The sequence below is a fragment of the Streptococcus oralis genome (assembly GCF_016028255.1).
GTDB classification, from domain to species: Bacteria; Bacillota; Bacilli; order Lactobacillales; family Streptococcaceae; genus Streptococcus; species Streptococcus oralis_AC.
In genome coordinates, this window is record NZ_CP065707.1 from 1,583,268 (window position 1) to 1,608,429 (window position 25,162).

Genomic DNA, 25,162 nt, shown 5'->3' on the forward strand with positions numbered 1-25,162 from the left:
GAACTCCTGTTTTTAAAGTAACCTCACTCCCCCCTCAGCGCTTCAAACTTCGCTTTCATGGTTGGATTTTTTCTGGTCAATTTTTTAACTGAAACATCTTCCAATTTATTGTTTGCGAGGCGGAGTTGGTTTTCGGATGTGGTCAGGAACTTCTTGACCTCTTCCATACGCTTAATAGCCTTATCGATTTCATCGATTGCTTTACCAAAGTTGGTTGAAGCAGAGTTGTAGTTTTTAGCAAAAGCTAGTTTAAAGGCATCCAAATCTTCCTCAAAATGTGTAATATCGATATTTTGCTCGCGAACCAAGGCCAACTCTTGTTTGTATTTTAGGGAATTAAGCGCCGCATTTCGCAGGAGACCAATTAACTGGATAAAGAACTGAGGACGAACCACATACATCTTTTCATACTCGTGGCTGACGTCAACAATCCCTGTGTTAAAGTAGTCGTTATCTGCTTCTAACATGGTCACCAAAACGGCATATTCACAGTTCTTCTCCCGACGGTCCTTGTCCAATTCCTTGTAAAAATCCGCATTCTTATGTTTTTTCTCTGTTCCGTCCGCTTCATTTTTCATTTCAAACATGATGGAAATGATTTCGACTCCATTTTCATCGCACTCACGGAAGATAAAGTCACCTTTAGAACCACGCGCAGAAACCTTGTTATCCTTCTCAAAGTAGGCATTTGGAAAGGCAAAACTACGAACCTTATTGAACTCACTCTCTGCATACTGTTCCAAACTTTCCCCGATAGCTTTTGTGGATTGTTGAGCTTTAAAGTTCTTGTAAAATTCGACTTGTTCATTAGCTGCCTTAAGTTGAGCTTCGTAATTCTGCTTAACGGAAGCCAAAGATAACTCATTTTCCTTTTCTTGCAAGAGGAGCTGATTTTTAACCTGATCGCGTTCTTTTTCTAAGTCAGAAAGGGTCTTTTGCAGTTGATTTTCATGCTCTAAACGCAAGGTAGCCAGTTGGTTTTCCAAGGCAAGTACTTCCTTGTCCTTGGCCAATAAGGCCTCATGGCTTGTCTGTTCAACTTCTTTCTTGGCCAATTCCTTCTCTGTATCAAACTTTTGGATTTGACTCTGTAATTGAGCAATTTCTTGATCTTTTTGAGCCAGTTTGGACTGTTGCTCATTCATGGCCTTTTGCTCAGCCAAGGCCAGCTCCTGCTCCATGCGATCGTGTAATTCCTTATCAAACTCTGCCGTTCTCACTTGGGATAAAAGTTCGGCATACTGACTTTCATTTACTGTAAAGACTTCCCCACAGCTGGGACATTTGATTTCGTTCATAACTTTCCTCTTTCTAGACTTCTGTAACCATTATATCATGCCTGATGGAAAATCAAAAACAGTGAGTCGAAACCCACTGTTTATCTTCTTTTACTTTAAATTTTTTCCAAGGCCAAGCGCAAATCTTCAATCAAATCCTCTACATTTTCAAGTCCGATCGACAAGCGAATTTGGTTGGGTGTGACACCTGCTGCTTCTAGGTCTTTTTCTGACAATTGACCGTGAGTAGTTGTGGCTGGATGGACAACAAGAGATTTGGCATCTGCTACGTTTGCCAGGTCAGAGAAGATTTCCAGATTATCAATCACCTTGCGGGCTTCTGCCTCTCCACCTTTGACATGGAAGGTAAAGATTGAACCAACACCTTTTGGCAAATATTTCTCAGCCAAGGCATGATATGGACTGTCAGCTAGTTTTGGATAATTTACCTTCTCTACCTTAGGATGGTTGACAAGGAAATCAACAATTTTCTCTGCATTTTGCACGTGACGTTCAACACGAAGAGAGAGAGTTTCAAGTCCTTGGAGCAAGAGAAAGGCATTAAATGGTGACAAGGCAGCACCTGTATCACGAAGCAATTGAACACGAACGGCGATAATAAAGGCTGCTGCACCCACATCACGAGTATAACTCAAATTATGGTAACTTGGGTCTTCCTCAACAAATTGAGGGAATTTTCCTGAAGCTGCCCAGTCAAATCGACCACTGTCCACGATGACACCGCCAATAGTCGTACCGTGCCCACCAATAAACTTAGTTGCTGAATGAATGGCAATATCTACACCGTGAGAGAAGACGTTAATCAAATATGGTGTGGCAAAAGTATTATCCGAAACAAGTGGAATCTGGTGCTTATGCGCAATCTCAGCCAATTTTTCCAAGTCAGGAATGTTAATCAAGGGATTCCCCAAGGTTTCAATCAAGACAAGCTTTGTATTGTCATTGATAGCTGCTTCTACTTCCTCCAAATTATCCACATCCACAAAGGTTGTTGTGATCCCATAACGAGGAAGGGTTTCTTTCAAGAGGTTGAAGGTCCCACCATAAATAGTTGATGCTGCCACTACATGGTCACCTGCATGAGCAAGCGCCAAAATAGTGTATGTTACAGCAGCCATACCTGATGCTGTTGCAAGAGCTCCAACACCACCTTCAAGAGCAGCGATTCTTTCCTCAAAGGCTGCTGTTGTAGGATTTGTGATACGAGTATAAATGTTCCCTGATTTTCTCAAGGCAAACAAATCAGCACCTTCCTGCGTGTCATCAAAAACGAAGGATGTTGTTTGATAAATCGGTACTGCACGAGATTTGGTCGCTGGATCAACTACTTGCCCAGCATGTAATTGTAGGGTTTCAAATTTAAAATCACGAGTCATAAGACGACCTCCAAATAGCTTCATTACGGATATTGTATCATCTTGGGCTAGTCTTTTCCAATACTGTTTTTCTATATTTTGATATAAGGAACAACTATGACTAGTCTTACACATCAAACAAAAAAGCACGATTAACTCGTGCTCATTTCTTTAATCGACATAAGTATCTTCGTTTTTATTGAGGAAAGCGTATGGTAATCCCATCAAGAGACCGCCCCCAATGAAGTTCCCAATAAAGGTCACACCCCAGTGACGAAGAATATTAGGAATGTCAAAGTTTGCAATTGAATCCGCTGCAACACTAAACTTAACAATCGCAAAAGAAGCAAAGTTCGCAGCAATGTGTTCGTTTGTTAAGAATACAAACATGTAAATTGCTGACAAAACAAGCCAAAGTTTGGCCCCACCATCTTTCACCAAAACAAAGGAGAGAATGGCAATGTTTACAAAGATATTGGCTAAAATACCTTCAAGCAAGACTAACTCATTGGAACGACCTAACTTCATCTCTACAACTCCTGAAATGAAGCTATCATGTGTTAGATTTGCATAGGCTGCTGAGTGGGCAAAGCCCCAACCTGCTATCAAAGCTCCGATGAGGTTGAAGAAGGTACAGTAAAGTAAAATCTCAGCCGTTTTTCTCCATGAAATTTTCTTCAAAAAACTACCAGCTGTCAAAAACATCATATTTGAAGTTACCAACTCAGCATTTAAGAAAACAATGTAAGCCAATCCCCAAGCAAAAACAAATGGGAAGAGGAAGCGTCCACTACCAGGTGCGATTTTATTTATCAAGTCAGCCCCAACTGCACCTGCAGCTGTACTAAATGTTAAAAAGGCACCTGCAAACATGGAACGAATCGCATACTTAAACTTACTTTGGCTATAAAGACTTTCTTTCTTCTTGCAAGCAAATTCAATCTTTGAGATAAATTCTGAAGAGACCATAAAAAACTCCTAAAACTTTTATTTGTGAATATTATAACATAAAGCACGCATTTTGAAAAGCCTTTCTTGTATACGTTTTCTACAAAGAAAATCAAGGCATTGGGGGAATTCCATAAATCTCTCCTTTACCCATTAACAGAAAAACATTTCAATATTTCAAATTGATCATCCAAAAATTCAAACTCAAATAGGTGCCAGTCATCGAAGGTTTGCTCACAATAACTAACTGTTCCTTGATTGTAGTCAATGATAGGTTTCCCCAGCTTGTTCTTCACATCTTCCTCGCTGACTTCTCCATACATTTCCTTAAGATCAGCTAGCATAAAGTTGATAATTCTATTGAGATTTTCCTGATAATTTTTTGATAACAGTTCAACTTTATCTATAAAGTCACAATCAGGCTCTTCGTCCCAAACAAAGGTCACTCCCTCATGCTCATAAGTGTATTGCTGTAAACTCTCATCAAAATTCATTGTTCACTCTCCAAATCATTATCATTTACTAAAAATTTATTAACATTAATCAAAATGTTCAAATGATTTCATAAAAATGTCTTCCACACACGCGTACGATAAAATAACAACACTTGCAATGATTAGAAGATATCATCATAATGTTCACTCGCTTGTTTTACAAACTCGAAAATATTCAAAGATATGGGTTTCATTTCCAGTGAACCTAATGCCCCCCAATCATTCATATAAATAGTGTCGTCAGAATCTTTCTTTATAAAAAAGCGACATCCCCATCTTGCCCAATCAGGAAAAAATCAGGTTCCCACCCTTCTATTTGGTAGGTGGAGTTTCTTTCTAGCAAATCTAACCTCGAATATAAGGTGATACCTGTATTCTCTATTACAAACTCTCCTGCCTTGTCCATTTTACTCAAGAATTCTGCGTATACGTTCGGAAGTACCAAGTCAATCTGATTATTCATTCTCAACTCCTCATCTATTTTTCCTACTGCGAAAGTCCTATATCTCATCTTCACTTAGTTCTCTAAAATGTGAAATATGATATCCAAAATAAGACTTCCCCGATTTTCCTATGAAGATTCCGTGTCCAGCCATATTGGCAATTTCTCCCAAGAATATCATAGGAAGATCCTTGTCAAATGGAAAACTACTTGTTATGTCTTCTTTGAGCGTAACGAAAGACTTTTCTCTTAACTGACTCATTATCTATCCTCTCTTATGTCAGGCATCCTTCGGTTACTTACGATAAATCTTTCAATCTACTGATCAGCTTCCTCTCACATTGAAAAGATACCATTAAAGTTGAATGATCATCTTGCAAGCATCATACATTATCAAATTTTATAGTTTTCAATTTCTTCTCTACTCATACCTACAAGTTCTGTCGTCCACAAGCCTACAATGTCCGACAAGACTGAATCGCAGGTATACTCTTCTTCACCGTCTATATACTTACAGGAAAAGACAGGCTCCCGTGCCACTGCTTGATAAAATGTCATGGCTACTTCTTCTAGTTTTTTAGGATTGAAATCAAGTGATAGTTTTTGAGCCATATTTCCTCGTACCAGATCCCAATTTTCCTGCTTAGCCTGATAGCTTTCTCGTATTTTAGACACATAGCCCCTACAAAATGCTTTCAATAAGTCTGTATTCTGATAAAGATACTGACAGCTAAAATCTGAAATACAACCTGCGTGAAGTAGGAATGTTAGTAAGTCATCCAGACTTTCTGCTACTCTCCCCACTTGCCCCTCACTTCCGATAAAGCCTATGCTGTTATCTTCGAGAAAAACATATTCTCCCCCACTACCTTCTTGAGCAAATGCCTTACAGGCAAGAGAGTATTCCTCATTGTTCCCTGAAAACTGAACTTCACTTATCTTGTCATAAAAATAAATATCACATTCAGTCATCAGTAAGGTCCTTAACTGTTCATTTTCTCTGACTTCTTGTAGCTTATCCATGATCATTCCTTTCTTAAGCTAAACACTTATCCATCTATTACAATTCTAATATGGTAGTTTTTAGTTTCATTCTTTAGATTCTTCACAAGGAGATCATTCTGTTTTGATTTGCCACAGAAAAATGATAGGGGCTTTCTGTCTTTCTGTTCAATACACACATGATACCTTGCCCCATTCAATTTGACACTTTGAACACATTTGACATCAATCCTTCTGATGTCATTCAGAGGGATGATTCGCTTTGAAAATACATAGGCATTATGGATATAAAACCTGCCTTTGGCGATATGAAATGGGGAGAAAAAGTTTCCACCACTACGACGGACAATTATAAAACGACGCCAAAGAATTAGTAAAAGAATAGATGCTAATAAATAAATGGAAAAAATAAAGACAGGATTTTTCCACAACGTTTTCATTCCAATCCAAAAATATTCGAACATGCATTATTCTCCTTTGACTGACGCTTCTATTTGACAAAAACCAGTGAAAAATACAATTCACCGGTTTTTGAGGTTAATAACGCTGTTTATATGGTTTATTAAAGGCACTTAAGATATCATCAGATGTTTCCGAATATGCTTTAACTTCTTTAAAATCTCCTTTAACAATGATTCGCTCTGTCGCATCATAGTCGACACAGGTCACCAATGTGATTTCTTTGATACCATCACGGTCTTCAATTTCATCAACGCGATCAGGCGTTACGTGCTTCACCTCACGAATCTCATAGGTGTATACCTTATCCTTATCAGTCAGATAGATTTTCATTCCCTCCTTGGCATTGACCAAAGGTGAAAAGAGCATCTGGCTAGCATTTTCAGCAGTAAAGATATGGTGACTAGCTAGAGAATAGTTGCCCTCCCCCATTTTCTGATTTGCTTTCATGGTTCCTGCTCCGTAGAACAAGTTTACATTATCCAAACCTTTAAAAATAGGCAGGTTAATCTCTACTTCAGGAATGGCAATTCCTCCGATAACTGGAAGTTGCTGAGCATCCCACTGGGCGGCTAATACCGCTTCCGATGAAATGGATTTGACAGAATCAAAATCGAAATTTCCTTCTGTCTCTTTATTTTCCTCAATCTTTTCCTTAGTCACCTGACTGACTTGGTATTTATTGGTATTCCAAACCATAAAGAGGTCACGAATTTGAGCATTAAAAATCAAGGCAAGGGATAGAAGAATTAAAAATCCAGCTAAAATATTGATTAGTATATTTTTACGGTTATTCTTCTTTATTTTTCTGTGAGACATTATGCTTCACCCTCTGTTTTCTCTTCTGTTGCTACCTCTTCTTTTTCTGCCGCAGCAACCGTTGTAAAGGTCACAATCTTAGCATCCTGGTCTAGACGCATCACCTTCACTCCCATAGTTGAGCGTCCTGTTTGTGAAATATTGGCAACATTTGTACGGATCATGACACCTGTATCTGTGATAATCATCAGGTCTTCATCCCCCTTAACAGTGAGGAGACCTGCAAGAGGACCATTTTTCTCAGCAACATTGGCTGTTTTCATCCCTTTACCACCACGTCCTTTAGTTGGATATTCAGTAGCAAGGGTACGCTTACCATAACCTTTTTCAGTGATGATAAGGACTTCGTCCTGGTTTGTAATCACGCTAGCACCAACTACTGTGTCACCCTCACGAAGATTGACTCCTCGGACACCTGTCGCGATACGGCTCATGCCACGAACGGCTGACTGATTAAAACGAACAGCATAACCAAACTTGGTACCAATGATAATATCCGTATCTTCTTCTGTCAATAGAACATTAATCAATTCGTCTTCATCCTTGAGATTCAAGGCCTTCAGCCCATTTTGACGAATATTAGCAAATTCTTTAACACTGGTTCTCTTCACGATACCGTGACGAGTTGTGAAGAAGAGATAAGCATCATCACTACGTTCAGACTCAACGTTGATAATGGTCTGAATGCTCTCACCCTCGTCCAACTTCAAAAGATTGACAACTGGCAATCCTTTGGCTGTACGACCATATTCAGGAATTTCATAACCTTTTAGTCGGTATACTCGTCCTTTATTGGTAAAGAAGAGCAAATGATCATGGGTGCTGGTTGAAACCAACTCACGCACAAAGTCATCATCCTTAACTCCCGTACCTTGGACACCACGACCACCACGTTTTTGAGCAGTGAACTCACCTTGGTCCAAACGTTTGATGTAACCCTTGTTAGAGAGAGTAATCAAGACATCCGACTCTTCAATCAAATCTTCATCTTCAAGAGTTAAGACTTCTCCGACCATCAACTCGGTACGACGTTTGTCACCAAACTTGCGTTTGACCTCGTCCAATTCCTCTTTGATGATTTGAGCTACACGCTCAGGTTTAGCAAGAATATCAGCCAAATCTGCAATCAAGGCAATTAATTCGTCATACTCTGACTGAATCTTATCACGTTCCAATCCTGTCAAACGACGAAGACGCATATCAAGGATAGCTTGACTTTGACGTTCAGAAAGCTTGAACTTGCTCATCAACTCAGCTTGCGCTTCCGCATCTGTTTCACTGGCACGAATGATACGAATCACTTCGTCGATATGGTCTAGTGCAATTAAAAGACCTTCTAAAATGTGCGCACGCGCTTCTGCTTTTTCCTTGTCAAAACGGGTACGGCGAACCACCACTTCTTTTTGGTGCTCGATATAAGCATCCAAGATTTGACGAAGGGACAAGATTTTTGGCACACCATTTTGAATCGCTAGCATGTTGAAACCAAAGTTGGTTTGCATCTGGGTCATCTTGAAGAGGTTGTTAAGGATAACATTGGCAGACGCGTCGCGTTTGACCTCTATCACAAAGCGAATCCCTTCACGGTTGGACTCATCACGTACGGCTGTAATGCCCTCAAGACGTTTTTCCTGAACCAAACGAACAATATGTTCATGCACCTTAGTTTTATTGACCATGTAAGGAAATTCCGTTACAACAATCCGTTCGCGACCCGTCTTAGTGGTTTCAATCTCTGTACGAGAACGAAGGACAATGGAACCTTTACCAGTCTCATAGGCCTTATGAATCCCTGATTTCCCCATAACAAGAGCACCAGTTGGAAAATCTGGACCAGGCAAGACTTCCATCAAGTCCTTAGTCGTCACTTCAGGATTATCCATAACCAACTTCACTGCATCAATGGTTTCACCCAAGTTGTGAGGTGGAATATTGGTTGCCATCCCAACAGCGATACCAGTTGCCCCATTGACCAAAAGGTTTGGAAAACGAGCAGGCAAAACCAAGGGTTCACGTTCGTTAGCATCGTAGTTGTCTACAAAATCAACTGTGTTTTTATTGATATCACGAAGCATTTCCAGAGCAATCTTGCTCATACGTGCCTCAGTGTACCGCTGCGCGGCAGCACCGTCCCCGTCCATAGAACCAAAGTTTCCGTGCCCATCCACAAGCATGTAACGGTAGCTCCACCACTGAGCCATACGAACCATGGCTTCATAAATAGAGGAATCTCCGTGCGGGTGGTATTTACCCATAACATCCCCTGTAATACGGGCTGATTTTTTATGAGGTTTGTCTGGAGTAACACCTAGTTCATTCATTCCGTAAAGAATACGGCGGTGAACAGGCTTCAAGCCATCTCGAACATCAGGAAGAGCACGCGCTACGATAACACTCATGGCGTAATCGATAAAGCTGGTCTTCATCTCCTTTGTCAGATTGACATTCACTAAATTTTTATCCTGCATTAATAAATGCCTCATTTCACTATTAGTAATTAGATATATTATACCATAAAATGTCCTTTATTTCAGGCTTCTGAAACTACTAAAACGTTTACATCGATAACCGAATAGAATATTCGTGACAAAGCTTTTTAAAAGTGATAGAATGAAAGTGTCTGGGGATTCCCCTAAAAAAAATGAAGGAGATGTTTAGATAATGACTTCAACTAAACAACACAAAAAAGTGATCCTTGTTGGTGACGGTGCCGTGGGTTCATCTTACGCTTTCGCACTTGTTAACCAAGGAATTGCACAAGAGCTTGGAATTATCGAAATTCCACAATTACACGAAAAAGCTGTTGGTGATGCGCTTGACCTTAGCCACGCCCTTGCCTTCACTTCACCTAAAAAAATCTACGCTGCTCAATACTCTGACTGTGCAGACGCTGACCTTGTTGTTATCACTGCAGGTGCTCCTCAAAAACCAGGTGAAACTCGCCTTGACCTTGTAGGTAAAAACTTGGCTATCAACAAATCAATCGTAACACAAGTTGTTGAATCAGGTTTTGATGGTATCTTCCTTGTTGCTGCTAACCCAGTTGACGTTTTGACTTACTCAACTTGGAAATTCTCTGGATTCCCTAAAGAACGCGTTATCGGTTCAGGTACTTCACTTGACTCAGCTCGTTTCCGTCAAGCACTTGCTGAAAAATTGGATGTTGATGCTCGTTCAGTTCACGCCTACATCATGGGTGAACACGGAGATTCTGAATTTGCCGTTTGGTCACACGCCAACATCGCTGGTGTAAACCTTGAAGAATTCCTTAAAGACACTCAAAACGTTCAAGAAGCTGAATTGATTGAATTGTTCGAAGGTGTTCGTGATGCTGCTTACACAATCATCAACAAAAAAGGAGCTACATACTATGGTATCGCCGTAGCACTTGCTCGTATCACAAAAGCAATCCTTGATGACGAAAATGCAGTACTTCCACTTTCAGTCTTCCAAGAAGGTCAATACGGAGTTGAAAACGTCTTTATCGGTCAACCAGCTGTTGTTGGTGCACACGGTATCGTTCGTCCAGTAAACATCCCATTGAACGATGCTGAAACTCAAAAAATGCAAGCATCTGCTAAAGAATTGCAAGCAATCATTGATGAAGCATGGAAAAATCCTGAATTCCAAGCAGCTTCTAAAAACTAATTAAAAGAAGGTTCTCATTTCATGGGAGCCTTTTTCTTTTTGCACAGAACGATAAAATCATATTTTCCAAAACAAAAAGCCTACTGACCAAGCTAGAAAGCTTGATACAATAGGCTTTTTCTACATTCATTATTTAACAGCGTCTTTAAGAGCTTTACCAGCTTTAAATGCTGGAACCTTAGAAGCTGCGATTTTGATTTCTTTACCAGTTTGTGGGTTGCGACCTTTACGTGCAGCACGCTCACGAACTTCAAAGTTACCAAAACCGATCAATTGAACTTTTTCACCAGCTGCAAGGTATTCAGTTACTGCTGCAAATACAGCGTCAACTGCTGCTGCTGAATCTTTCTTAGTCAATTCTGTAGCTTCTGCTACTTTAGCGATCAAATCTTGTTTGTTTGCCATGTTAATAATTCCTCCAAATAATTTCTAATTAACAAATATAATCATATCCTAAAATTGCCCACAGGTCAAGTCAAAAACGCTATTTCTAACGATTTTTCTCTATTTTTTTAGGAATGATATCGAACCAAGACAGCCCACGCATTTTCACCTGTATGGGTTTGAATGATGGAGCCTGTTTCCAGTACTGAGATTGGTTTTTCGACATAAGTTTGTAAAACATTCTTCATCTCATTGGCCCATTCATTGGTACCAGCGTAGGAAATTCCAATTTCCGCAACGGATTTATGAGAAAGGGTCTCGGCCAACTCGTCAAGCCATTTTTTAAATGTCTTAGCACCGCGCCCCTTTACAATAGGTTGCAGTTCATGATCCTTCATCTGCATAACAACTCGGATATTCAAAAGAGAGCTTAGCAAACCTGTCACACGTCCGATACGTCCACCCTTAACTAGGTTTTCTAATGTCGAAACACCGATATAGAGTTCCGTATGATTCTTGACGTCTTCTACATGAGCTAGGATAGTTTCCAAATCTTTTCCTTCTTGGGCAAGTTTTGCAGCTTCAACAACTTGAAACTTCATCGCCTGGTCTGTAAAAGAACTATCAATAACGGTCACATCAGCGCTAGAGAGGCTTGCTCCTTGGCGAGCAGCTTCAACAGTACCAGATAGTGCATGGGACATGTGAATAGCGAGAATCTGGCTACCATCTTTACCTAGTTCTTCAAAAACTTCAGCAAATACTCCCACTGGAGGCTGACTGGTTTTGGGTAGGTTTTTACTTTGCTGCATGAGATGAAGGAATTCTCCCTCTTTCAAATCTGCATCAGAATAAAGGATACCATCAATCATCACAGACAAAGGAACAACGGTGATATTTAATTCTTTAACTACTTCTGGTTCAATAGTAACAGAGGAATCCGTTACAATTTTTACTTGTGTCATATCTTCAATCTTTCTATTCTTCTCAATAAGATAGGGATTTATCACTTTTATTATATCAAAAAATTGTTAAAAAATCATGATGAATCCAATGAAAAAGCTTGGAATTTTGGTATAATCTATCTATAGAAAAGCGAGGGAGAATCATGATCCGAAAAGTTCAGCCTATTGTCACTATCATACTTGGGGCAGCTATTTATGCCTTTGGTCTTACCTATTTTGTAGTTCCTCATCATTTGTTTGAAGGCGGAGCAACTGGTATCACATTGATTACCTTCTATCTCTTTAAAATTCCGGTCTCAGTGATGAATCTCTTGATTAACATCCCTCTCTTTATCTTGGCCTGGAAGATTTTTGGTCCTAAAACGCTCTACTCCAGCCTTTTGGGAACCATTTCCCTCTCGATCTGGCTTGCTGTCTTTGAACGAATTCCTTTACAATTTGACTTGCAAGGTGATCTCATTATTGTCTCTTTAGTTTCTGGTGTTTTACTGGGAGTTGGTTTAGGAATTATCTTTAATGCTGGTGGTACAACAGGTGGATCAGATATTGTTGCTCGCATCCTCAACAAATACACCAATATTTCAATTGGAAAATTGCTTTTCTCGCTTGATTTCATTATTCTAATGTTGATTTTGATTATCTTCCAAGATTTGCGCCTAGTGACTTATACCCTCTTATTTGACTTTATCATCGCTCGTGTTATCGACCTGATCGGTGAAGGAGGTTATGCTGGTAAAGGATTTATGATTATAACTCAATTTCCAGATCGGTTAGCCGAAAAAATTAACGATGAACTCGGACGCGGCGTAACCTTTATATCTGGTCAAGGTTACTACAGCAAAAAGGATTTAAAAATTATCTACTGTATCGTCGGTCGAAATGAAATCGTTAAAATGAAGGATTTGATTCACCAAGTCGATCCTCAAGCCTTTATCACCATCACAGAGGCTCATGAAATTCTGGGGGAAGGATTTACTTATGTAAAAGATTAAAAAAGCTGGGAATTCCCAGCTTTTATTCTTCTTCAGAAAGTGTAGAGTGACGATAGCCATAAGTAAAGTAAATCACTAGTCCAACCAACAAAGCAAGTCCAAAGGCAATCCATGTTTCCTTGGTATACTGAAGCATAAAGGAAAGACAGATAAGAATGGAAAGGACTGGCAAAAGCGGCACTAAAGGAGTTTTGAATTCTCCTTCTTTTGGCATGCCCTTATCCTTTCTGAGCTTGATAATACCGTAGGCAAGCAAAATGAGATAAGCTAGCGTACAGATATTTAAAAAGGCAGCGATACTGGCTAGCGGAAAGACTCCTGCTGCAATGGCTGAAGCAACTCCTGTTAAGATGGTCGCATTCTTTGGAACTCGGCTAGTTTTACTTAGCTGTTTAAAACTTCGAGGTAAAAGACCATCACGTGCTAAGCTGTAAATCATTCGAGACAGAGCGTAGGTCATGGAAATACATACGGTTATCAGGGTTAGAATGGCCACCAATGAAACGTAGTTGGCTGCCCAGCCAATTCCGATACTACGCAATGAAAAGGCCACTGCATCATCCACATTGAGTTGGCTATAGTGAACAATCCCAGTCAATACTATTGTTACCAAGGCATAGAGAATAGTGACAATTGTCAGAGAAAGCACAATTCCGCGAGGAATATTTTTTTGCGGACTTTGAATTTCATCAACTGCCATGGAAATTGACTCAAAACCGAGAAAACCGAAGAACATCAAAGAGGCTCCTGCCATAATCCCAGTACTTCCTCCATAAAACTGACCAAAACCAAAAGGAGCAAAATTCGACCAATTTTCAGGTTTGATATACCAAATACCAACTAGGATAAATAAGGCGAGAGCTGAGAATTTCAAGACCACTAAAAGCGAATTAAAGCGTAAGGCTGCCTTGGAATTTAATAAAACCAATCCTGTTACCAAAGCAAGCACCAAAATAGGTAAAAGGTCGATATAGGTGCCTTGTTCAGGGTTAAAAGTACCATTTAAGGCTTGGGGCATGGAAATACCATAATTACTGAGTAAGCCCTTAAAGTAAGCTGCCCAGCCAGACGCCACACCTGAAACAGCTGTCATAAATTCCATGATGGTCAACCAGCCAGCAATCCAGGCTGGCAATTCTCCTAAAATCGCATAGAGATAACTATAAGCGCCACCAGTAGCAGGCACACGAGAAGCAAATTCTGCAAAAAAGAGGGCTGATAGAGAAACACATAGGGCAGAAATCACGATGGAAACCACTAGTGATGGACCAGCTAGTGTAGCTGCCGCTGTTCCTGTAATGGTGAAAATCCCCGTCCCTACCATAGCACCGATTCCTAATAGAATCAAATCCCACAATTTCAAATGGCGATGCATCTCTGTCTGTCTCAGACTAACATCCTTGGTTCTAAAAATATTCATACTTCATCTCCACTAAATGTAATTGTTTTATTTTACCATATAAAAGCATTTTTGTGAATATTTATTAGGTTCTTTTTTGAAAAAAATCTGAACAGGAAGGATTCCTGTTCAGATTTTGCATATTCTTACCCAACAGACCCTTCCATTTCATAGCTAATCAAGCGGTTCAGCTCAACTGCGTATTCCATTGGAAGTTCTTTTGTGAAGGGTTCGACAAATCCCATGACAATCATCTCGGTTGCTTCAGATTCTGACAAACCACGACTCATGAGGTAGTAGAGTTGTTCCTCTGAAATCTTAGATACCTTGGCTTCGTGTTCCAAAGCAACTTGCGAGTTGTGAATTTCATTAAATGGAATAGTATCTGACGCTGATAAGTCATCCATGATAATGGTATCACACTCGATGTGAGAAACAGATTTCTTAGAGTTCTTGTTAAAGGTCACTTGTCCACGGTAGTCAACCTTTCCTCCGCCTTTAGCGATGGATTTAGACACGATAGAGGAGCTTGTATGTGGAGCGTTGTGGATCATCTTGGCACCCGTATCTTGGTGTTGCCCAGCATTGGCAAAGGCGATAGAGAGCATGGTACCACGCGCTCCTTCTCCATCTAGATAAACAGATGGGTATTTCATAGTCGTTTTGGCACCCAAGTTTCCATCGATCCACTCAACAGTCGCATCTTTCAAAGCTTTGGCACGTTTCGTTACCAAGTTATAGACGTTATCAGACCAGTTTTGAATAGTCGTATAGCGCATGTAAGCTCCGTCCAAGGCAAAGATTTCTACAATGGCAGCATGCAAGCTGTTGCTTGAATAAGTTGGCGCTGTACATCCTTCTACGTAGTGGACGCTTGCTCCCTCATCAACGATAATCAAGGTACGTTCAAACTGACCTGTATTTTCGTTGTTGATACGGAAGTAGGTTTGAAGCGGAATATCTACCTTGACTCCTTTTGGTACATAGATAAAAGTCCCTCCAGACCATACTGCCGAGTTGAGGGCTGCCAACTTGTTGTCTGTCGGCGGTACCAACTTAGCGAAGTATTGTTTAAACAAGTCTGGGTATTCCTTGAGGGCAGAATCCGTATCTGTAAAGATAATTCCTAACTTTTCAAACTCTTCCTTCATGTTGTGGTATACCACTTCTGACTCGTACTGGGCAGAGGCACCCGCTAGATAGGCACGCTCAGCCTCTGGAATTCCGATACGTTCAAAGGTTTCTTTGATTTTTTCAGGAACTTCGTCCCAAGAGCGGGCTGGTTTGTCAGATGGTTTTTGGTAGTAGATCAAGTCATCAAAGTCAATCTCTGACAAGTCTGCTCCCCAGGTTTGCATGGGCATTTTTTTGAAGGTTTCATAAGACTTCAAACGGAATTCTAACATCCACTCTGGCTCACCCTTGGCAGCAGATAATTCACGAATAACACCTTCGTTGAGTCCTTTTCCTGTCGATAGGACAGGCTCTACATCATCATGGAAACCAAATTTATATTCACCAAGGTCAATTGGTTTTGGTTCTACTCTTTCTTCAGCCATAATATCCTTTCTTTCATTCTTCATTTTTAATGATTTATAAGACAAAAGAAACTTGCCTTACTTACTTTCTTGATTTTCAATTGTCTTCTTAAGAGCGTTCCAAGCTAGGGTTGCACACTTGATTCGTTGAGGGAATTTGGCAACACCTGACAAGAAGGCTGCATCGCCTAGTTGATCTTGGCGGTCATCCTTTTGCCCTTGAACCATTTCAGAAAAGATGGTTGCAAGTTCTAGAATTTCTTGTTTGGTCTTGCCCAAAACTGCATCTGTCATCATACTAGCAGAAGCAGTTGAAATCGTGCATCCTGAATTTAGAAAAGCAATATCTTCCAAACGGCCCTCTGCGTCAAACTTGACAGAGAGGTTGATAACATCCCCACAGGTTGGATTGTTGAGACTGATTTGCTCAGCATCTTCCAGCTTCCCTTGGTGATGCGGATTTTTCGAATGGTCCGCTACCACTGCCATATAAAGGCTATCTAGTTTAGAAAGTGCCATTGAAAAACTCCTTTGTCTTTTGTAGGGCATCGACTAACTTGTCACAATCTGCCTTGGTATTGTAGATATAAAAACTTGCACGAGCTGTTGCAGGGACTTCCAAATACTGAAGCAAGGGTTGCGCACAGTGGTGACCCGCACGAACTGCTACTCCTTCATAATCAAGTGCTGTAGCTAGGTCATGGGGATGAAGATCGCCTAGGTTAAAGGCAATAACACCTGAACGTTGAGCCAAATCCTGCGAACCATAAATAGTCAATCCTTCAATGGCCTGCAATTTTGGAAAGACATATGAGATTAATTCCTGTTCATGGGCTTCAATCGCATCCATACCAAGATTTTTAAGATAATCAACTGCAGCAGCAAGTCCAATAGCACCAGCCATATTTGGCGTTCCAGCCTCAAATTTCCAAGGCAATTCCTTCCAACTAGCAGATTGCTCATAGACGAAATCAATCATCTCTCCGCCAAATTCTACTGGTGACATTTGTTCTAAATACTTCTCTTTGCCGTAAAGGACACCGATACCAGTCGGACCAGCCATCTTGTGACCTGAAAAGGCAAAGAAGTCCACATCCAAGTCCTGGACATCAATCTTCATATGGGGCGTAGACTGAGCACCATCCACCACCATGATAGCTCCAACTTGGTGGGCTAATTGCGTAATTTCCTTGATAGGATTGACCACACCAAGAACATTTGAGGCATGGGCAAGCGAAACAAATTTAACCTTGTCCGTCAATTTAGCTCGCAAGTCATCCATATCCAGAGCTCCATCCTTGAGATAGACATAGACAAGCTCAGCTCCAGTCTTACGGCAAGCCTCCTGCCAAGGAATGATATTGGAATGGTGTTCCATGACAGAAATCAAAACTTGATCTCCCTCAGTCAGGATTTCCTCAGCGAAGCGTGCCACCCAGTTAAGACTGGTTGTCGTTCCTCTGGTAAAGAGAACTTCCTTTGTTGAACCTGCATTGATAAATTTACCAATGGTTTCACGAGCAGCTTCATAAGAAGCTGTCGTACGCTCAGCCAAGGTATGAACACCACGGTGAACATTGGCATTGTCCTGCTCATAGTAGCGGTTGATTGTTTCCAGAACTGCTAATGGTTTTTGTGTCGTCGCAGCATTGTCCAGGTAGACCAGAGGTTCATCATTAACAATCTGGTCTAAAATTGGAAAATCCTTGCGAATCGCTTCTACATCTAACATAGGCTTCCCCTTAGCGTTTTGACAATTTTTCTTCGATCGTTGCAATCATTTCATCACGAACTTCTTTGACTGGAATCTCAACAATAACGGAACCAAGAAAACCACGAACAACCAAACGCTCAGCAGTCGCCTTATCCAAACCACGGCTCATGAGGTAGTACATATCTTCTGGATCCACTTGACCGATAGAGGCCGCGTGACCAGCAGTTACGTCATTTTCATCAATCAAAAGAATTGGGTTGGCATCTGAACGTGCTTGGTCTGAAAGCATGAGAACACGACTTTCTTGTTGCGCATCTGCTCCCTTGGCACCCTTGATAATGTGACCAATACCGTTGAAAGTTAAAGTTGCTTTTTCAAGGATAACCCCATGCTGGAGGATATTTCCGATTGAGTTGCAACCGTAGTTGGTAACACGCGTATCAATCCCTTGCACCTGACGTCCACTTGAAAGAGCTACGACTTTAAGGTCAGCATGGCTACCATTTCCAATCAAGTCGCTATCAAAATCCGCAACAACGTTTCCTTCATTCATGACACCAATTGCCCAGTCAATGCTGGCATCGTTGCCTAGTTTACCACGACGGCTAATGTAGGCAGTGACATTTTCACCTAAACGGTCAATAGCAGCAAACTTCACTTGCGCACCAGAACGAGCAATCACTTCGACCGTGATATTGGCAGTTGCTTTTGCACTACCTCCACCTCGTGACTCTAGACGTTCAAGATAGCTTATTTTAGAATTTTTACCAGCGATAATCATAATATGCTTGTTAAATGGCACATCGCTATCACTGTCTTGGTAGAAAATTCCTTCGATTGGCTCTGTAATCTCAACATTATCTGGAATATAAAGAACAGCACCACTGTTAAAGTAAGCTGTATGGTAGGCTGCCAACTTGTCATCGTCATACTTAACAGATGACATGAAGAATTCCTCGATAAGTTCGGGAATTTCTTCTAAAGCTGAGTGGAAGTCTGTAAAGATTACTCCTTGTTCAGCCAATTCAACTGGAGTTTGTTCAAAAACAGTCTGCGTTCCTACTTGCACCAACTTCAAGTGATTATCTAGAGCCGTGAAGTCAGGAACATTTGCTGAAGGTTCACTTTCTGTGATGGTTCCATCTCCCAGATTCCAACGGTGAAATTTGACACGCTCAATGACTGGTAATTCCAAACTCTCAATCTTATCAAAAGCTTTTTGACGGAGGTCAGCCAACCAGCTTGGTTCAGCGTGCATTTCTGAAAAAAGTTTAATAGTTTCTTTAGACATTTACTTCTCCTAAAAGATACGAGGGAATTACAATTCTTCCTTGTAGTCGTAGCCAAGTTCTTCAGCTAGTTTTGCGTATCCTTCACGCTCCAAACGGGCAGCCAATTCTGGACCACCAGAAAGGACCACACGACCTTCCATCATTACGTGTACCACGTCTGGTGTGATGTAGTTCAAGAGACGTTGGTAGTGAGTGATGATCATAGCCCCAAAGCCTTCACCACGCATGGCATTGACACCCTTCGATACAACTTTAAGGGCGTCAATATCAAGACCTGAGTCAATCTCATCCAAAAGGGCAAAAGTTGGTTCCAACATCAAGAGTTGAAGAATTTCATTGCGTTTTTTCTCACCACCTGAGAAACCTTCGTTGAGGTAACGCTCTGCCATTTCTTCTTTCATGTTGAGCAATTCCATTTTCTCGTCTAGTTTAGTGATAAATTCACGAACTGAAATCTTTTCATCATCTTCTTTGCCAGCATTCATGGCTGCACGAAGAAACTCAGCGTTGGTAATTCCAGGAATTTCTGATGGGTATTGCATAGCAAGGAAAAGTCCCATACGAGCGCGCTCATCCACTTCCAACTCAAGGATGTTTACGCCATCAAACAAGACCTCACCTTTGGTAACCTCATAGTTAGGGTTCCCCATAATAGCTGCAGAAAGAGTCGATTTACCAGTACCATTTGGTCCCATGATAGCTGCGATTTCTCCTGTTTTCAGAGTCAGATTGACTCCTTTTAAAATTTCTTTTCCTTCAATCTCAACGTGAAGATCTTTGATCTCTAATACTGACATGATAGTTCCTTTCTTTTTCAAACATTTTGCTCAATACTTTAGGAAATTGCTTACAATCCCTAAAAAATAGGACAAAAGGTCAATAAATATACTCTACTAGTATAACAAAAAAAAGCCCAAAAGGCTTTGATTTTGTCTAGAAGCTGGGGGCTAATCCTTGCGGTTTAAGTGTTGATCAATAGCGTCTACAATTTTCCCCATCACGTAACTTAACCTAAAATTTCGAAAGAGTAGAATGGCCCAAAAAGCTGCCATAACATAGCGACCAGTCATCAAAGATTCATTGAAAAAATAAGTCTCAGCAGCCGTGAATAATGCTATTATGATAAATTGTTGTCTATTCATAGGATTATTGTACCATGAAATCCACTTTTAGTCTTCTTCGACCATGACTTTATCAGCCAGAAATTCGAATCCTTCTGGAATCAGGCTCTCTTCTTCAACCTCTTGCTCGGCTTGAGAAGACTTGTTTTTAGCTGAAAATGCTGCTCGAACCTCTTTCCATTCCTCTAGGGAAATAGCCAGAATCTCAGGGGAAAATCCAGCTGCTTGGCTGAGAATATTGCCAAACATGGTATTGAGGTTGTCCCTTTTCATGGTTTGACCAGCATTGAAATTAGACTCAAAGGCTAAAATAGCATGGTGTTCGTTGGCTGCAACTGGCTGAGAACCAACGAGAAGAGCCTTATCTGGACCAGCTAAGCTTTCGATCACTTCTCCCCATGCGTTCTGTAGGCGAATCAAGTTTTGTCGCGCCAAATCAGGATTTTCGACAGCTTCTTGCAGAATAGACTGAACTTTATTACGATCTACTCGATAGACTGTCTTGGAAGTGGCTGGACGACTAGGAACTGGTGCCACTTGTTTAGGCGCTGTTCCAACATTGGCAAGTTCTTGTTTGAGACGAGCGACTTCCTGTCTCAGCGCAGAAATTTCACTTTCAACAGCTCCTGAAACCGCAGATTCAGGCTTAATCTCAGCTAAACGAATGGTCATCATCTCAGCGTAAATCTTGGGTTGCAAGCTGGCCTTCATATCTGCTAAACTCACTGTCGCTATTCGAATCATTTCAAAGAGACTTTCCTGAGAAAGAGCTAGATTGTCCATAAAAACTGGACTATGATGAGTATTTTCGCCACCTGTCTGAACAACTAGTAGATCACGCAAATACTGCAAGAGATCCGTCACAAAACGAGTCATGCTCTTGCCATTTTCAAACAAAAGATTCAAAGAATCAAGAGCTTTTGGAACATCCTGTTGAGACAAGGCAGCTACATAGTCATCAAGTGCTGATAGACTAATGGTACCTGTAATCTCCTCAGAGATGGCTGTGGTCAAAGCATTCCCTTGTGTCAAACTCAAGGCTTGATCCAGAATGGACAAGGCATCCCGCATCCCACCTTCAGCTCGTCTAGCAATGATTTCCACGGCATCTGGTTCAGAACTGATATTTTCTTTTTCTAAAATATGATGAATATGTGCCGTGATATCTTGCGTTCTAATCGATTTAAACTCAAAACGTTGAACACGTGATAAAATGGTTGCTGGAATCTTGTGCAATTCGGTGGTCGCCAAGATAAAGACAACATTTTGAGTTGGTTCTTCCAAAGTCTTCAAAAGCGCATTAAAGGCTCCGGTAGACAGCATATGAACCTCGTCGATAATGTAGACCTTATAACGAGCCAAGCTAGGAGCATAGGTAGATTTATCACGAATTTCTCGGATTTCATCAACTCCATTGTTCGAAGCTGCATCCATTTCGATAACATCTTCTAGGCTACCTTCAGTCACTGCTTGACAGATATAACAGTTATTGCATGGTTCCCCGTCCACTTGGTTCGGACAGTTCATTGCCTTGGCAAAAATCTTGGCTACACTGGTTTTTCCAGTTCCACGAGGACCTGAGAAAAGATAAGCGTGACTAATTTTTTCCTGCTCAACAGCTTGTCTTAGAGTTTTTGCCACAACCTCTTGTCCTACCAGTTGTGAAAAAGTCTGGCTTCTATATTTTCGATAAAGTGCTTGATACATTAGGCTTTCTCCTCAAACATTGTAAAGTCCCATTCTGTCTTCTCAAGCAAAATAGCGACAAATCGTTCCAAGTAATCACGGTCAATGGCATTGTAATCATCAATAAGTGAAGAATCCAGATCTAAAACACCTAGCAATCGACCATTCTTGAGCATGGGAACTACGATTTCACTCTTTGCCATACTATCGCAAGAAATGTAGTTTGGATAGGTACTCACATCGCCAACTAAAACAGTCTCCTGAAACTCAGCAGCTTCTCCACACACACCCTTTCCAAGCGGGATGCGAATGCACGAAACGCCACCCTGAAAAGGACCTAAAACCAACTCACTTCCATCAAACAGATAAAAACCTGAAAATACAGTATTGGGGAAGCGAGATTTTAGGAGGGCACTAGCATTTGAAAGATTGGCAAGAACATTAGTCTCACCTTCTAGTAAGTAAGAGAGTTCCTCATTTAACAGTTGATATTGTGATTGTTTTTCTGAATCTAACATAGAACTATTATATCAAAAATGAGAAAGAGACAAAAGAAAAATCCCTTGTTTTAAACAAAGGATTTTGCGATTATCAATTTGATTAAAGTTCGATATCTCCGAACAAGTCAGCCATTGAAAATCCTGTTTGTGTTTCTGGAAGTTCGAAATCACGTTTTTCTTGACGTTTTGGACGACGTGGACGAGCAGCACGTTTCTCTTCTTTTTGTCCTTCTTCTTGAGCTGGACGTTCTTCAAGGGCTTTGATAGAAAGTGATACACGTTCTGCATCAGCGTTAACATCAAGGACTTTAACAGTAACTTCTTGACCAACAGTAAGAGCTTCTTTTGGATTTTCGATACGTTTGTGTGAAATTTGTGATACGTGAACAAGTCCATCGATACCTGGCAATACTTCAACAAATGCACCGAAGTCAGTCAAACGTTTAACTGTTCCTTCTACTACATCACCTTTAGCCAATTTTTGCTCAACGCCATCCCATGGTCCAGGTGTTGTTGCTTTAAGTGAAAGTGATACGCGTCCTTCTTCTTCGTTAAGATCAAGGATCTTCACTTCAATTTCTTCACCAACAGTTACAACTGATTTAGGTGATACGTTACGTTCGTGTGACAATTCAGTTAAGTGAACCAATCCGTCAACACCACCAAGGTCGATGAAAGCACCAAAGCTTGTGATACGAGCAACTTTACCAGTTACTACATCACCAACAGCCAATTTACCGAATACTTCAGCACGAGCTGCTGCAGTAGCTGCTTCAACAACTTCACGACGTGAAAGGATGAAACGGTTTTCTTTAGGATCAACTTCTTTGATTTTAGCATCAAATTCTTGACCTACGAAACGCTCAGTATTACGTACGAAACGAGTATCCAACATTGAAGCTGGGATAAATCCACGAACACCTTCAAATTCTACTGAAAGTCCACCTTTAACAGCACGAGTTCCTTTAACAGTAACAACTTCTTCTTCGCGTCCTACAAGTTTGTCCCATGCTTTGCGAGCTTCAAGGCGTTTTTTAGATACAAGGTATGTAACTGTATCAGTATCTTTACCAACTACTTGACGAAGTACAAGAACATCCAATACTTCTCCTACTTTAACAAAGTCATTGATATCTGCATCGCGATCGTTTGTCAATTCGCGAAGAGTCAAGACACCTTCAACACCAGTCCCAGAGATTGCAACGTTAGCTTGAGTCGCATCAACTGTCAATACTTCAGCACTAACAACATCACCAGGCTCAACTTGGCTAACGCTATTTAGCAAATCTTCAAATTCGTTCATCTAAAAAATCCTCCAACAATCAAGTCTTTTCCAAAACTTGACATACTTATAATTTTTTTCCTAAGCACCCGCAAGAACATGTTCGTTTTGTTCATGTCTTTCAATATAAAAATAAAATACCCTAAGATATTTTTCTTTTTATCTTGAATTTATTACCTAAGAACTGGGGTAGCTGGATTCGAACCAACGCATGAGGGAGTCAAAGTCCCTTGCCTTACCGCTTGGCTATACCCCAATGATGAGATGGAGAGAGAGGGATTCGAACCCCCGAACCCGAAGGAGCGGATTTACAGTCCGCCGCGTTTAGCCTCTTCGCTATCTCTCCAATATTCAACAAAAACTATTATATCATGAAATTTTCAAAAAAACAAGCATTATTTTGTTAAATTATAGTTTTCAATCAAAATTTCCACAGCTTTTTCAAGTTTTTTATAAAAACTATCGACATTTCCATTCTTTATGATGGCAAATTGGCTATCTAATTCGGCAATTTCACCAATAACCTTTTTACCGATCGTCAAAACGTAACCTTCATAACTGTCTTTTCCAACAGTCACTTTTGCATCTGTTAATTGAATTTCAATTTTCTTATCTTTTTTACTCATACTGTACCTCTTTTCACTTTTTCTATTGTACAAGAAAATGCTCAAACTAGCAAGAAAAAACTCCATTTCAGCCATTATAACTGCTATGGAGTTCCTCTTTCCTTCATGTCGTTTAGTCCACTTTGACAATCCAACCTTCTGGCGCTTCTACATCACCGAATTGGATACCAGTCAATTCATCATAGAGTTTTCGTGTTACAGGACCTACTTCTGTTTCACTATAGAAAACATGGAAATCGTCACCGTGCTGGATTCCCCCAATTGGCGAAATAACCGCTGCTGTTCCACAGGCACCTGCCTCTACAAAACGATCCAGATTGTCAATCGGAACATCACCTTCAACCGGTGTCAAGCCCAAGCGGTGTTCTGCCAAGTAAAGCAAAGAGTACTTGGTAATGGATGGCAAGATAGATGGACTCAATGGCGTAACAAATTCATTGTCTGCCGTGATTCCAAAGAAGTTGGCTGATCCGACTTCTTCAATCTTTGTATGTGTAGATGGGTCTAGGTAGATAACGTCAGAAAAGTTGCGAGACTTGGCTATTTTACCTGGAAGGAGACTAGCAGCATAGTTCCCACCTACCTTGGCCGCACCCGTACCATTTGGAGCTGCACGGTCGTATTCATCCTGAATCAAGAAATTGGTTGGAACCAATCCACCCTTAAAGTAATTTCCAACTGGCATAGCAAAGATAGTGAAAATGTACTCTTCTGCTGGTTTTACCCCGATGATATCTCCGACACCAATCAAGAGAGGACGAAGATAAAGGGTTCCACCTGTTCCATATGGTGGGACGTATTCTTCATTTGCACGCACAACTGCTTTACAAGCTTCTACAAACATTTCTGTCGGAACTTGTGGCATCAAAAGACGGTCACAAGTACGTTGCAAACGCTTAGCATTTTCGTCAGGACGGAACAATTGAACACTGCCGTCCTTAGTACGATAGGCTTTCAATCCCTCAAATGCTTGCTGTCCATAGTGGAGACTTGGAGAAGACTCTGAAATATGCAAGGTTGCATCCTCTGTCAATTCTCCTTGATTCCATTGACCATTTTTGTAGTAAGCGATATAACGGTAAGGTAATTTCATATAAGCAAATCCAAGGTTTTCCCAATCAATTGCAACTGTCATGTATTTCTCCTTTGTACTATTCAAACTATGTGTTCTATTCTACACTTTTCTAGTAAAATTTCA

25 protein-coding genes, 2 tRNA genes and 1 pseudogene are annotated in these 25,162 nt (G+C 40.7%); 2 read left to right on the forward strand and 26 right to left on the reverse strand.

The window, feature by feature from the left end; all coding sequences use genetic code 11:
* Nucleotides 1–23: 23 nt before the first annotated feature.
* The 10 genes and pseudogenes from I6G42_RS07730 to gyrA all read right to left on the reverse strand — a co-directional run bounded on the left by I6G42_RS07730 (nucleotide 24) and on the right by gyrA (nucleotide 9,285).
* Nucleotides 24–1,298, reverse strand: a complete 1,275-nt coding sequence (locus I6G42_RS07730) for a DUF2130 domain-containing protein (protein WP_038805378.1) — start codon at nucleotides 1,296–1,298, stop codon at nucleotides 24–26.
* 95 nt (nucleotides 1,299–1,393) lie between these two features.
* On the reverse strand, nucleotides 1,394–2,674 hold the full coding sequence (locus I6G42_RS07735; protein WP_038805379.1) for an O-acetylhomoserine aminocarboxypropyltransferase/cysteine synthase family protein: 1,281 nt from the start codon (nucleotides 2,672–2,674) through the stop codon (nucleotides 1,394–1,396).
* Nucleotides 2,675–2,824: 150 nt separating this feature from the next.
* Nucleotides 2,825–3,622: a formate/nitrite transporter family protein gene (locus I6G42_RS07740; protein WP_038805380.1), complete on the reverse strand. Its 798-nt coding sequence runs from the start codon at nucleotides 3,620–3,622 to the stop codon at nucleotides 2,825–2,827.
* Between the two features lie 125 nt (nucleotides 3,623–3,747).
* Nucleotides 3,748–4,095, reverse strand: coding sequence for a hypothetical protein (locus I6G42_RS07745; RefSeq protein ID WP_038805381.1), 348 nt, complete (start codon nucleotides 4,093–4,095; stop codon nucleotides 3,748–3,750).
* A gap of 122 nt (nucleotides 4,096–4,217) precedes the next feature.
* Nucleotides 4,218–4,558 (reverse strand): annotated as a pseudogene (locus I6G42_RS07750) (hypothetical protein).
* 37 nt (nucleotides 4,559–4,595) lie between these two features.
* Nucleotides 4,596–4,799 carry a hypothetical protein gene (locus I6G42_RS07755; RefSeq protein WP_038805382.1) on the reverse strand — a complete coding sequence of 68 codons (204 nt, stop codon included), beginning with the start codon at nucleotides 4,797–4,799 and terminating at the stop codon, nucleotides 4,596–4,598.
* A gap of 131 nt (nucleotides 4,800–4,930) precedes the next feature.
* On the reverse strand, nucleotides 4,931–5,560 hold the full coding sequence (locus tag I6G42_RS07760) for a hypothetical protein (RefSeq protein WP_038805383.1): 630 nt from the start codon (nucleotides 5,558–5,560) through the stop codon (nucleotides 4,931–4,933).
* Between the two features lie 26 nt (nucleotides 5,561–5,586).
* Nucleotides 5,587–6,003 (reverse strand): hypothetical protein, encoded by a 417-nt coding sequence (locus I6G42_RS07765; protein WP_038805384.1) that lies wholly within the window; start codon nucleotides 6,001–6,003, stop codon nucleotides 5,587–5,589.
* 73 nt (nucleotides 6,004–6,076) lie between these two features.
* Nucleotides 6,077–6,817, reverse strand: a complete 741-nt coding sequence (locus I6G42_RS07770; RefSeq protein WP_038805385.1) for a class A sortase — start codon at nucleotides 6,815–6,817, stop codon at nucleotides 6,077–6,079.
* Entirely contained in the window at nucleotides 6,817–9,285 is a 2,469-nt protein-coding gene (gene gyrA, locus I6G42_RS07775; protein ID WP_038805386.1) for a DNA gyrase subunit A, read from the reverse strand. Before gyrA ends, I6G42_RS07770 begins: the two co-directional genes overlap by 1 nt.
* 193 nt (nucleotides 9,286–9,478) lie before the next feature.
* On the opposite strand from gyrA, the gene I6G42_RS07780 reads away from it, so the two are divergent.
* Nucleotides 9,479–10,465 (forward strand): L-lactate dehydrogenase, encoded by a 987-nt coding sequence (locus I6G42_RS07780; protein ID WP_000204720.1) that lies wholly within the window; start codon nucleotides 9,479–9,481, stop codon nucleotides 10,463–10,465.
* A 129-nt stretch (nucleotides 10,466–10,594) separates the two neighbouring features.
* Here I6G42_RS07780 and I6G42_RS07785 read toward each other — a convergent pair whose 3' ends face one another.
* Together I6G42_RS07785 and I6G42_RS07790 are read right to left on the reverse strand one after the other, a co-directional pair.
* Nucleotides 10,595–10,870 carry an HU family DNA-binding protein gene (locus I6G42_RS07785; protein WP_001284636.1) on the reverse strand — a complete coding sequence of 92 codons (276 nt, stop codon included), beginning with the start codon at nucleotides 10,868–10,870 and terminating at the stop codon, nucleotides 10,595–10,597.
* A gap of 107 nt (nucleotides 10,871–10,977) precedes the next feature.
* Entirely contained in the window at nucleotides 10,978–11,814 is an 837-nt protein-coding gene (locus tag I6G42_RS07790; RefSeq protein WP_038805387.1) for a DegV family protein, read from the reverse strand.
* Nucleotides 11,815–11,957: 143 nt separating this feature from the next.
* Between I6G42_RS07790 and I6G42_RS07795 the strand changes: the two genes are divergently transcribed.
* The gene (locus I6G42_RS07795; RefSeq protein ID WP_038805389.1) at nucleotides 11,958–12,806 is read left to right on the forward strand and encodes a YitT family protein; all 849 of its coding nucleotides are present in this window, start codon (nucleotides 11,958–11,960) and stop codon (nucleotides 12,804–12,806) included.
* Between the two features lie 22 nt (nucleotides 12,807–12,828).
* On the opposite strand, the gene I6G42_RS07800 is transcribed toward I6G42_RS07795, so the two are convergent.
* The 14 genes from I6G42_RS07800 to I6G42_RS07865 form a co-directional block, all read right to left on the reverse strand.
* Entirely contained in the window at nucleotides 12,829–14,226 is a 1,398-nt protein-coding gene (locus I6G42_RS07800; protein WP_038805392.1) for an APC family permease, read from the reverse strand.
* 125 nt (nucleotides 14,227–14,351) lie between these two features.
* Nucleotides 14,352–15,764: a Fe-S cluster assembly protein SufB gene (gene sufB, locus I6G42_RS07805; RefSeq protein WP_000797070.1), complete on the reverse strand. Its 1,413-nt coding sequence runs from the start codon at nucleotides 15,762–15,764 to the stop codon at nucleotides 14,352–14,354.
* Between the two features lie 57 nt (nucleotides 15,765–15,821).
* Nucleotides 15,822–16,262 (reverse strand): Fe-S cluster assembly sulfur transfer protein SufU, encoded by a 441-nt coding sequence (gene sufU / locus I6G42_RS07810; protein ID WP_038805394.1) that lies wholly within the window; start codon nucleotides 16,260–16,262, stop codon nucleotides 15,822–15,824.
* Nucleotides 16,249–17,475, reverse strand: coding sequence for a cysteine desulfurase (locus I6G42_RS07815; RefSeq protein WP_038805395.1), 1,227 nt, complete (start codon nucleotides 17,473–17,475; stop codon nucleotides 16,249–16,251). Before I6G42_RS07815 ends, sufU begins: the two co-directional genes overlap by 14 nt.
* 10 nt (nucleotides 17,476–17,485) lie before the next feature.
* Nucleotides 17,486–18,748: a Fe-S cluster assembly protein SufD gene (sufD, locus tag I6G42_RS07820; RefSeq protein ID WP_038805396.1), complete on the reverse strand. Its 1,263-nt coding sequence runs from the start codon at nucleotides 18,746–18,748 to the stop codon at nucleotides 17,486–17,488.
* 27 nt (nucleotides 18,749–18,775) lie between these two features.
* On the reverse strand, nucleotides 18,776–19,546 hold the full coding sequence (sufC, locus tag I6G42_RS07825; RefSeq protein ID WP_000114489.1) for a Fe-S cluster assembly ATPase SufC: 771 nt from the start codon (nucleotides 19,544–19,546) through the stop codon (nucleotides 18,776–18,778).
* Nucleotides 19,547–19,696: 150 nt separating this feature from the next.
* Entirely contained in the window at nucleotides 19,697–19,891 is a 195-nt protein-coding gene (locus I6G42_RS07830) for a DUF3272 family protein (RefSeq protein ID WP_001081605.1), read from the reverse strand.
* A 27-nt stretch (nucleotides 19,892–19,918) separates the two neighbouring features.
* Complete coding sequence (gene dnaX, locus I6G42_RS07835) at nucleotides 19,919–21,577, reverse strand: DNA polymerase III subunit gamma/tau (protein WP_038805397.1); 1,659 nt, start codon at nucleotides 21,575–21,577, stop codon at nucleotides 19,919–19,921.
* The gene (locus I6G42_RS07840) at nucleotides 21,577–22,074 is read right to left on the reverse strand and encodes a GAF domain-containing protein (protein ID WP_038805398.1); all 498 of its coding nucleotides are present in this window, start codon (nucleotides 22,072–22,074) and stop codon (nucleotides 21,577–21,579) included. The genes dnaX and I6G42_RS07840 overlap by 1 nt, the downstream gene beginning before the upstream one ends.
* 82 nt (nucleotides 22,075–22,156) lie before the next feature.
* Complete coding sequence (gene rpsA, locus I6G42_RS07845; RefSeq protein WP_001001617.1) at nucleotides 22,157–23,359, reverse strand: 30S ribosomal protein S1; 1,203 nt, start codon at nucleotides 23,357–23,359, stop codon at nucleotides 22,157–22,159.
* 163 nt (nucleotides 23,360–23,522) lie between these two features.
* Nucleotides 23,523–23,594 (reverse strand) — tRNA-Gln (locus I6G42_RS07850).
* A 9-nt stretch (nucleotides 23,595–23,603) separates the two neighbouring features.
* Nucleotides 23,604–23,684: transfer RNA gene (locus I6G42_RS07855), tRNA-Tyr, on the reverse strand.
* A gap of 49 nt (nucleotides 23,685–23,733) precedes the next feature.
* Nucleotides 23,734–23,964 (reverse strand): DUF2969 domain-containing protein, encoded by a 231-nt coding sequence (locus I6G42_RS07860; RefSeq protein WP_000037107.1) that lies wholly within the window; start codon nucleotides 23,962–23,964, stop codon nucleotides 23,734–23,736.
* Between the two features lie 112 nt (nucleotides 23,965–24,076).
* A complete protein-coding gene (locus tag I6G42_RS07865; protein WP_038805399.1) occupies nucleotides 24,077–25,099 on the reverse strand; it encodes a branched-chain amino acid aminotransferase in 1,023 nt (340 codons plus the stop codon).
* Between the last annotated feature and the right edge of the window lie 63 nt (nucleotides 25,100–25,162).

Coding starts and splice junctions, on each gene's coding strand:
- I6G42_RS07730 (WP_038805378.1), bottom strand. CDS start 1,298: ATGAACGAAATCAAATGTCCCAGCTGTGGGGAAGTCTTTACAGTAAAT.
- I6G42_RS07735 (WP_038805379.1), bottom strand. CDS start 2,674: ATGACTCGTGATTTTAAATTTGAAACCCTACAATTACATGCTGGGCAA.
- I6G42_RS07740 (WP_038805380.1), bottom strand. CDS start 3,622: ATGGTCTCTTCAGAATTTATCTCAAAGATTGAATTTGCTTGCAAGAAG.
- I6G42_RS07745 (WP_038805381.1), bottom strand. CDS start 4,095: ATGAATTTTGATGAGAGTTTACAGCAATACACTTATGAGCATGAGGGA.
- I6G42_RS07755 (WP_038805382.1), bottom strand. CDS start 4,799: ATGAGTCAGTTAAGAGAAAAGTCTTTCGTTACGCTCAAAGAAGACATA.
- I6G42_RS07760 (WP_038805383.1), bottom strand. CDS start 5,560: ATGGATAAGCTACAAGAAGTCAGAGAAAATGAACAGTTAAGGACCTTA.
- I6G42_RS07765 (WP_038805384.1), bottom strand. CDS start 6,003: ATGTTCGAATATTTTTGGATTGGAATGAAAACGTTGTGGAAAAATCCT.
- I6G42_RS07770 (WP_038805385.1), bottom strand. CDS start 6,817: ATGTCTCACAGAAAAATAAAGAAGAATAACCGTAAAAATATACTAATC.
- gyrA (WP_038805386.1), bottom strand. CDS start 9,285: ATGCAGGATAAAAATTTAGTGAATGTCAATCTGACAAAGGAGATGAAG.
- I6G42_RS07780 (WP_000204720.1), top strand. CDS start 9,479: ATGACTTCAACTAAACAACACAAAAAAGTGATCCTTGTTGGTGACGGT.
- I6G42_RS07785 (WP_001284636.1), bottom strand. CDS start 10,870: ATGGCAAACAAACAAGATTTGATCGCTAAAGTAGCAGAAGCTACAGAA.
- I6G42_RS07790 (WP_038805387.1), bottom strand. CDS start 11,814: ATGACACAAGTAAAAATTGTAACGGATTCCTCTGTTACTATTGAACCA.
- I6G42_RS07795 (WP_038805389.1), top strand. CDS start 11,958: ATGATCCGAAAAGTTCAGCCTATTGTCACTATCATACTTGGGGCAGCT.
- I6G42_RS07800 (WP_038805392.1), bottom strand. CDS start 14,226: ATGAATATTTTTAGAACCAAGGATGTTAGTCTGAGACAGACAGAGATG.
- sufB (WP_000797070.1), bottom strand. CDS start 15,764: ATGGCTGAAGAAAGAGTAGAACCAAAACCAATTGACCTTGGTGAATAT.
- sufU (WP_038805394.1), bottom strand. CDS start 16,262: ATGGCACTTTCTAAACTAGATAGCCTTTATATGGCAGTGGTAGCGGAC.
- I6G42_RS07815 (WP_038805395.1), bottom strand. CDS start 17,475: ATGTTAGATGTAGAAGCGATTCGCAAGGATTTTCCAATTTTAGACCAG.
- sufD (WP_038805396.1), bottom strand. CDS start 18,748: ATGTCTAAAGAAACTATTAAACTTTTTTCAGAAATGCACGCTGAACCA.
- sufC (WP_000114489.1), bottom strand. CDS start 19,546: ATGTCAGTATTAGAGATCAAAGATCTTCACGTTGAGATTGAAGGAAAA.
- I6G42_RS07830 (WP_001081605.1), bottom strand. CDS start 19,891: ATGAATAGACAACAATTTATCATAATAGCATTATTCACGGCTGCTGAG.
- dnaX (WP_038805397.1), bottom strand. CDS start 21,577: ATGTATCAAGCACTTTATCGAAAATATAGAAGCCAGACTTTTTCACAA.
- I6G42_RS07840 (WP_038805398.1), bottom strand. CDS start 22,074: ATGTTAGATTCAGAAAAACAATCACAATATCAACTGTTAAATGAGGAA.
- rpsA (WP_001001617.1), bottom strand. CDS start 23,359: ATGAACGAATTTGAAGATTTGCTAAATAGCGTTAGCCAAGTTGAGCCT.
- I6G42_RS07860 (WP_000037107.1), bottom strand. CDS start 23,964: ATGAGTAAAAAAGATAAGAAAATTGAAATTCAATTAACAGATGCAAAA.
- I6G42_RS07865 (WP_038805399.1), bottom strand. CDS start 25,099: ATGACAGTTGCAATTGATTGGGAAAACCTTGGATTTGCTTATATGAAA.